The sequence below is a fragment of the Streptomyces sp. ISL-11 genome, assembly GCF_018614525.1.
Lineage (GTDB): Bacteria > Actinomycetota > Actinomycetes > Streptomycetales > Streptomycetaceae > Streptomyces.
On sequence record NZ_JAGGOL010000148.1, the window covers coordinates 1 to 5,256 of the forward strand.

Annotated in this window: 3 protein-coding genes; 2 read left to right on the forward strand and 1 reads right to left on the reverse strand. The window is 72.0% G+C overall.

All coding sequences use genetic code 11. From position 1 onward, the window contains the following. Nucleotides 1-377 precede the first annotated feature (377 nt). Both J7E86_RS25580 and J7E86_RS25585 read left to right on the forward strand, forming a co-directional pair. A complete protein-coding gene (locus J7E86_RS25580; protein ID WP_215084651.1) occupies nt 378-2,717 on the forward strand; it encodes a GH92 family glycosyl hydrolase in 2,340 nt (779 codons plus the stop codon). A 91-nt stretch (nt 2,718-2,808) separates the two neighbouring features. Beyond that, on the forward strand, nt 2,809-4,227 hold the full coding sequence (locus tag J7E86_RS25585; RefSeq protein ID WP_215084653.1) for an amino acid permease: 1,419 nt from the start codon (nt 2,809-2,811) through the stop codon (nt 4,225-4,227). A 21-nt stretch (nt 4,228-4,248) separates the two neighbouring features. On the opposite strand, the gene J7E86_RS25590 is transcribed toward J7E86_RS25585, so the two are convergent. Further along, entirely contained in the window at nt 4,249-5,112 is an 864-nt protein-coding gene (locus J7E86_RS25590) for an Fpg/Nei family DNA glycosylase (protein ID WP_215084655.1), read from the reverse strand. Nucleotides 5,113-5,256: the final 144 nt, after the last annotated feature.

Here is a 5,256-nt window from a genome sequence, read left to right on the forward strand (position 1 = left end):
GGTGTGCGCGGCACGGGGCGACGCGGAGAGACCCGCGGCGGTCACGGCGACGCGCCGCCACGACGACGCCGCACGCGCGGCGCGACGGGCGGCCCGGCTCACGGTCGCAGGCCGGCGCCGGCCTTGGACCGGCATTCCCCTGACACGCGCGCATTCAGTTGTGTGTACCGGGTGTGTGTATCGGGCCACCAACCGGTGGAACGCCGACGACTGTACACCGGTCATGACAAGTGGGCCATGGGCCTTTTGGCGCGGTTGTGGCGGAAGCCGCCACTCCAGGCGAGCGGGGCATCATGACAGCGCGTCAGCCTCTCGCTACCCTCGCCCTTGACAACGATGTCGGTGCCAGACGGAGCGTCACCCGAGGGGCGTGGACGATGAGATGGACCGGACACCTGGGACCGCGCGTCGGCGCGGCCGCACTCGCCCTCGTGGCGGTGCTCGGCGGCACGGCGCTCGTACCGGCGCGGCCGGCCGCCGCCGCCAAGGACGACCTCACCGGCCTGGTCAACCCGTTCATCGGCACCCAGAACGAGGGCAACACCTTCCCCGGTGCCGCCGTGCCGTTCGGCATGGTGCAGCTCTCCCCGGACACCGGGCACTTCACGGGCTACGACTACAAGCACAACCGCATCCGCGGCTTCAGCACCGTGCACCTCTCCGGCGTCGGCTGCCGCATCGGCGGTGACCTGCCCGTCCTGCCCACCACCGGCGAGGTGACGCAGACGGACAACGCCCGCTATGCCGCGACGTTCAGCCACCGCGACGAGACGGCCCGGCCCGGCTACTACCGGGTCGGCCTCTCCGGCGGCATCACGGCCGAGCTGACGGCGACCGCCCGCACCGGCCACCAGCGCTACACCTTCCCGGCGACCGACAAGGCCAACGTCCTGCTCAACACGGGACAGTCGCTGCACCGCACGGTCTCCACCACCGTCGAGGTCGTGGACTCGCGCACGGTCCGCTCGGTCATCACCGGCCGCGGCTTCTGCCAGGACACCCGCCCGTACACCGTGCACACCCTCACCCGCTTCGACCGCCCCTTCGCGGCCCACGGCACCTGGAAGGACGACAAGGTCACCGCGGGTTCCCGGACCTCCACCGGCACCGGCCGCAACGGTGCCTGGGTGCGCTTCGACACCACGGCCGACCGGACCGTCGAGGCCACCACCGCGATCAGTTACGTGGACGCCGGCGGCGCGGCGGCCAACCTCGGCGCGGAGGACGGCGGCTTCGACCGGACCGAGCGCGCGGCGCGGGCGGCCTGGGAGCGGCGCCTGGCGGGCGTGGGGACCCGGGGCGGCACGGCCACCCTGCGGCGTACGTTCTACTCCTCGCTGTACCGCTCGTTCCTCGCCCCCAACATCGGCAGCGACGTCGACGGGCGCTACACCGGCTGGGACCACAAGCCGCACCGCGCCGAGGGCTTCACGTACTACCAGAACTGGTCGCTGTGGGACACCTACCGCACGCAGGCGCAGCTGCTGGCCCTGCTGGCGCCGCGCGAGTCGCGGGACATGGCGCTGTCGGTGCTGCGCGTGGACGCCGAGGGCGGCTGGCTGCCCAAGTGGGGCTACGGCACGGTCGAGACGAACATCATGACCGGCGACCCGGTGACGCCGTTCCTCACCAACGCCTACCAGCACGGTCTGCTGGCGGGCCATGAGGAGGAGGCGTACCGGGCACTGCGGAAGAACGCCGACGGCGTGCCGCCCGCCGACTCTCCGGGGGTCGGGCGGGACGGCAACGCGCAGTACCTCAAGAACGGTTACGTCCCCTACCAGCCCGACCGGCCCCGGCCGAAGCCGGGCGACTCCGACTTCCAGCAGGGGGCCTCGGCGACGCTGGAGTACGCGCTCGCCGACGCGGCGCTCGCCCGGATGGCCGAGGACCTGGGCCACCGCTCGGACGCCCGGCGCTTCGCGGCCCGTTCCCGGAACTACCGCAAGATCTACGACCCGAGCACCGGTTTCTTCCGCGCGCGCGGCGCCGACGGCGCGTTCGCCGGGCCCGCCGACCCGGCGAAGAGCGTCGGTTTCCACGAGGGCACCGCCTGGCAGTACCAGTGGCTGGTGCCGCAGGACCTGCCCGGGATGGTGCGGCTGATCGGCGGGCGGCGGGCGGCCAACACCCGGCTCGACTCCTTCTTCGCCTACGACCGGCTGCTGAAGGACCCGGCGCGGACCGCCCGCGAGGTGTGGGTCCACGGCCCGTACGACTACTACAACGCCGACAAGTACAACCCGCAGAACGAGCCGGACCTCATCGCCCCGTACACCTATCTCTCCACCGGCCGGCCGTGGCAGACCACGGACGTGGTGCACGCCGCCCTGACGCTGTTCACGGACGGGCCGACCGGGATGACCGGCAACGACGACCTGGGCACGATGTCGGCGTGGATGGTGCTGTCCGCCATCGGTGTCTACCCGGTGCAGCCAGGCGTGGACGTGTGGGGGCTGAGCACCCCGGTGTTCGACCGGGTGGACCTGCGGCTGGACCGCCGCTGGTATCCGAAGGGCCGCTTCACGGTGACCGCGCCGGGCACCTCGGACACCGAGCGCTACGTCCGGTCCGCCCGGCTGGACGGCGACGCCTACGGCCGTACGTACCTGACGACGGAGCAGCTGCGCAAGAACAGTCGCCTGGACTTCACCGTCGGTGACTCCCCCTCCGGCTGGGGCACGGAGGAGTCGGCCGCGGCGCCCGCCATCGGCTGAACCGTGAGGACGGTGCGGGGCGGCGTCTTCCGTCGCCGCCCCCGCTCCGCGAGGATGACCCGCCGTCAGCGTCGACGAGAGGACACACCACATGGGGCTCCGGGCGGGTGAGGGCGTACTGCGCCGCAAACCCATCGAGACGATCGAGGAGGGCGGTGCCGACGAGCGGCTGACCCGCACGCTGGGGCTGTGGCAGCTCACGGCGATCGGTGTGGGCGGCATCATCGGCGCGGGCATCTTCAGCCTCGCGGGAACCATCGCCAACGGCGTGGCGGGGCCGGCCGTGCTGATCTCCTTCCTGATCGCCGGCATCGCGAGCGCGGCGGCGGCCTTCTCCTACGCGGAGTTCGCGGGGCTCATCCCGCGCGCCGGGTCCGCCTACACGTACGGCTATGTGGTCCTCGGCGAGCTGGGCGGCTGGTTCATCGGCTGGGACCTGCTGCTGGAGTACACGGCGATCGTGGCGGTGGTGGCGATCGGCATCTCCGGCTACATCAACTTCCTGCTCGGCGAGGCCAACGCCGAGCTGCCGAAGTGGATGCTGGGCGCACCGGGCACCGGCGACGGGCACCGGGTCGACCTGTTCGCGGCGGTGCTGTGCCTGCTGATCGCCTACACGCTCACCCTCGGCATCAAGAACGCGGCCCGCTTCGAGACGATCGTGGTCGTCCTGAAGGTGATCGTCGTGGCGGTCGTCGTCGTGGTCGGCTTCTTCCACGTGAAGTCGGCCAACTACGAGCCGTTCTTCCCGTTCGGGGTGAGCGGGGCGTTCACGGGCGCGGCCACGGTGTTCTTCGCGGTGTTCGGCTACGACGCGATGTCCACGGCGGCGGAGGAGTCCAAGGACGCGCAGCGCCACATGCCCAAGGCCATCCTGTACTCGCTCGCGATCTCGATGGTGCTGTACGTGCTGGCGTGCCTGGTGCTGACCGGCATGCAGAACTACACGGAGATCGACAAGGAGAGTGGCTTCTCCACCGCCTTCAAGTCGGTGGGCCTGGGTGCCCTGGCGGACGTCATCGCGGTCGGCGCCATCATCGGCATCCTCACCGTGATGTTCACCTTCATGCTCGGTGTGACCCGTGTGTGGTTCTCGATGAGCCGGGACGGGCTGCTGCCGCACTGGTTCGCCAAGACCCACCCGACCCGGCACGTGCCGACGCGGGTGACGTGGATCGTGGGGGTCGCGTCGGCGGCGATCGCCGGCTTCATCCCGATCGGCGAGGCGGCGGAGCTGACCAACATCGGCATCCTGCTGGCGTTCGCGGTGGTGTGCACCGCCGTGATCGTGCTGCGCTACAAGCGGCCGGAGCTGCCGCGCTCGTTCCGCTGCCCGGCGGTGCCGCTGGTGCCCGCGATCGGTGTGGCCGCGTCGATCTGGCTGATCACCTATCTGGCGTGGCAGACGTGGGTGCGGTTCGCGGTGTGGTTCGTGGTGGGCCTGGTGGTGTACTTCGCGTACTCCTACCGGCACTCGGGGCTGGCGCGGGCCCAGGCACCTAAGGAGTGAGGGGTTCGCTTCGGCAGCGTTTCACTTCAGCAGGCGGGACAGTCGCCGGTCGGCGAGCGGCTTGCCGCCCGTCTGGCAGGTGGGGCAGTACTGGAGCGAGGAGTCGCTGAAGGAGACCTCGCGGATGGTGTCGCCGCAGACCGGGCAGGGCTCACCGGTGCGGCCGTGCACCCGCAGCCCGCTCCTCTTCTCGGCCTTGAGCTCCTTCGCCGCGTGCCCGCGCGCCCGCTCGACGGCGTCCCGCAGCGTCGCGCCGAGCGCCTCGTACAGGGCGGCGGTCTCCTGCGGCGTCAGGCTCGCGGCGAGCTTGAAGGGGGACATGCGCGCGGCGTGCAGGATCTCGTCGGAGTAGGCGTTGCCGATGCCGGCGATCACGCCCTGGTCGCGCAGGACGCCCTTGAGCTGCCGGCGCTCGTCGCGCAGCAGGCCGGCGAAGACCTCCGCGGTGAAGTCCGGTGCGAGGGGATCGGGTCCCAGGCGGGCGATGCCCGGGACGTCCTCCGGCCGGCGTACGCAGTGGACGGCGAGCCGCTTCTGGGTGCCGGCCTCGGTGAGGTCGAACCCTGCGCCGTCGGCGAGCCGCAGGCGCAGGGCGAGCGGTCCCTTGCCGAGGCGCGGTGAGGTGCCGGGGAGGCGGTCGTGCCAGCGCAGCCAGCCGGCGCGGGCGAGGTGGAAGGCGAGGTGCGGGCCGCCGTCGGTGGCGAGGTCCAGGAACTTGCCGTACCGGCGCACCCCGGTGACCGCGCGGCCCTCCAGCTCGCCGAGCGGCGGGTCGTAGGTCTTCAGGACGCTCACGGCCAGGGGGAGCACCTTCTCGACCGTGCGGCCGACGACGCGCTCGGCCAGGAACCCGGCGAGGGCCTCGACCTCCGGCAGCTCCGGCATGCCTCCAGTCTGCCGCAGCGCGCGGGCGGGGCAAGTCAGCGGACGGGGGCGTCCCAGTCGACGCGGTAGCCGGTGAGCCAGTCGGCGCCGTCCGCGCCGCTCGCGGCCTCCGCCCGGCGGGCGCGGCGCTGCTCCGGGGTGGGC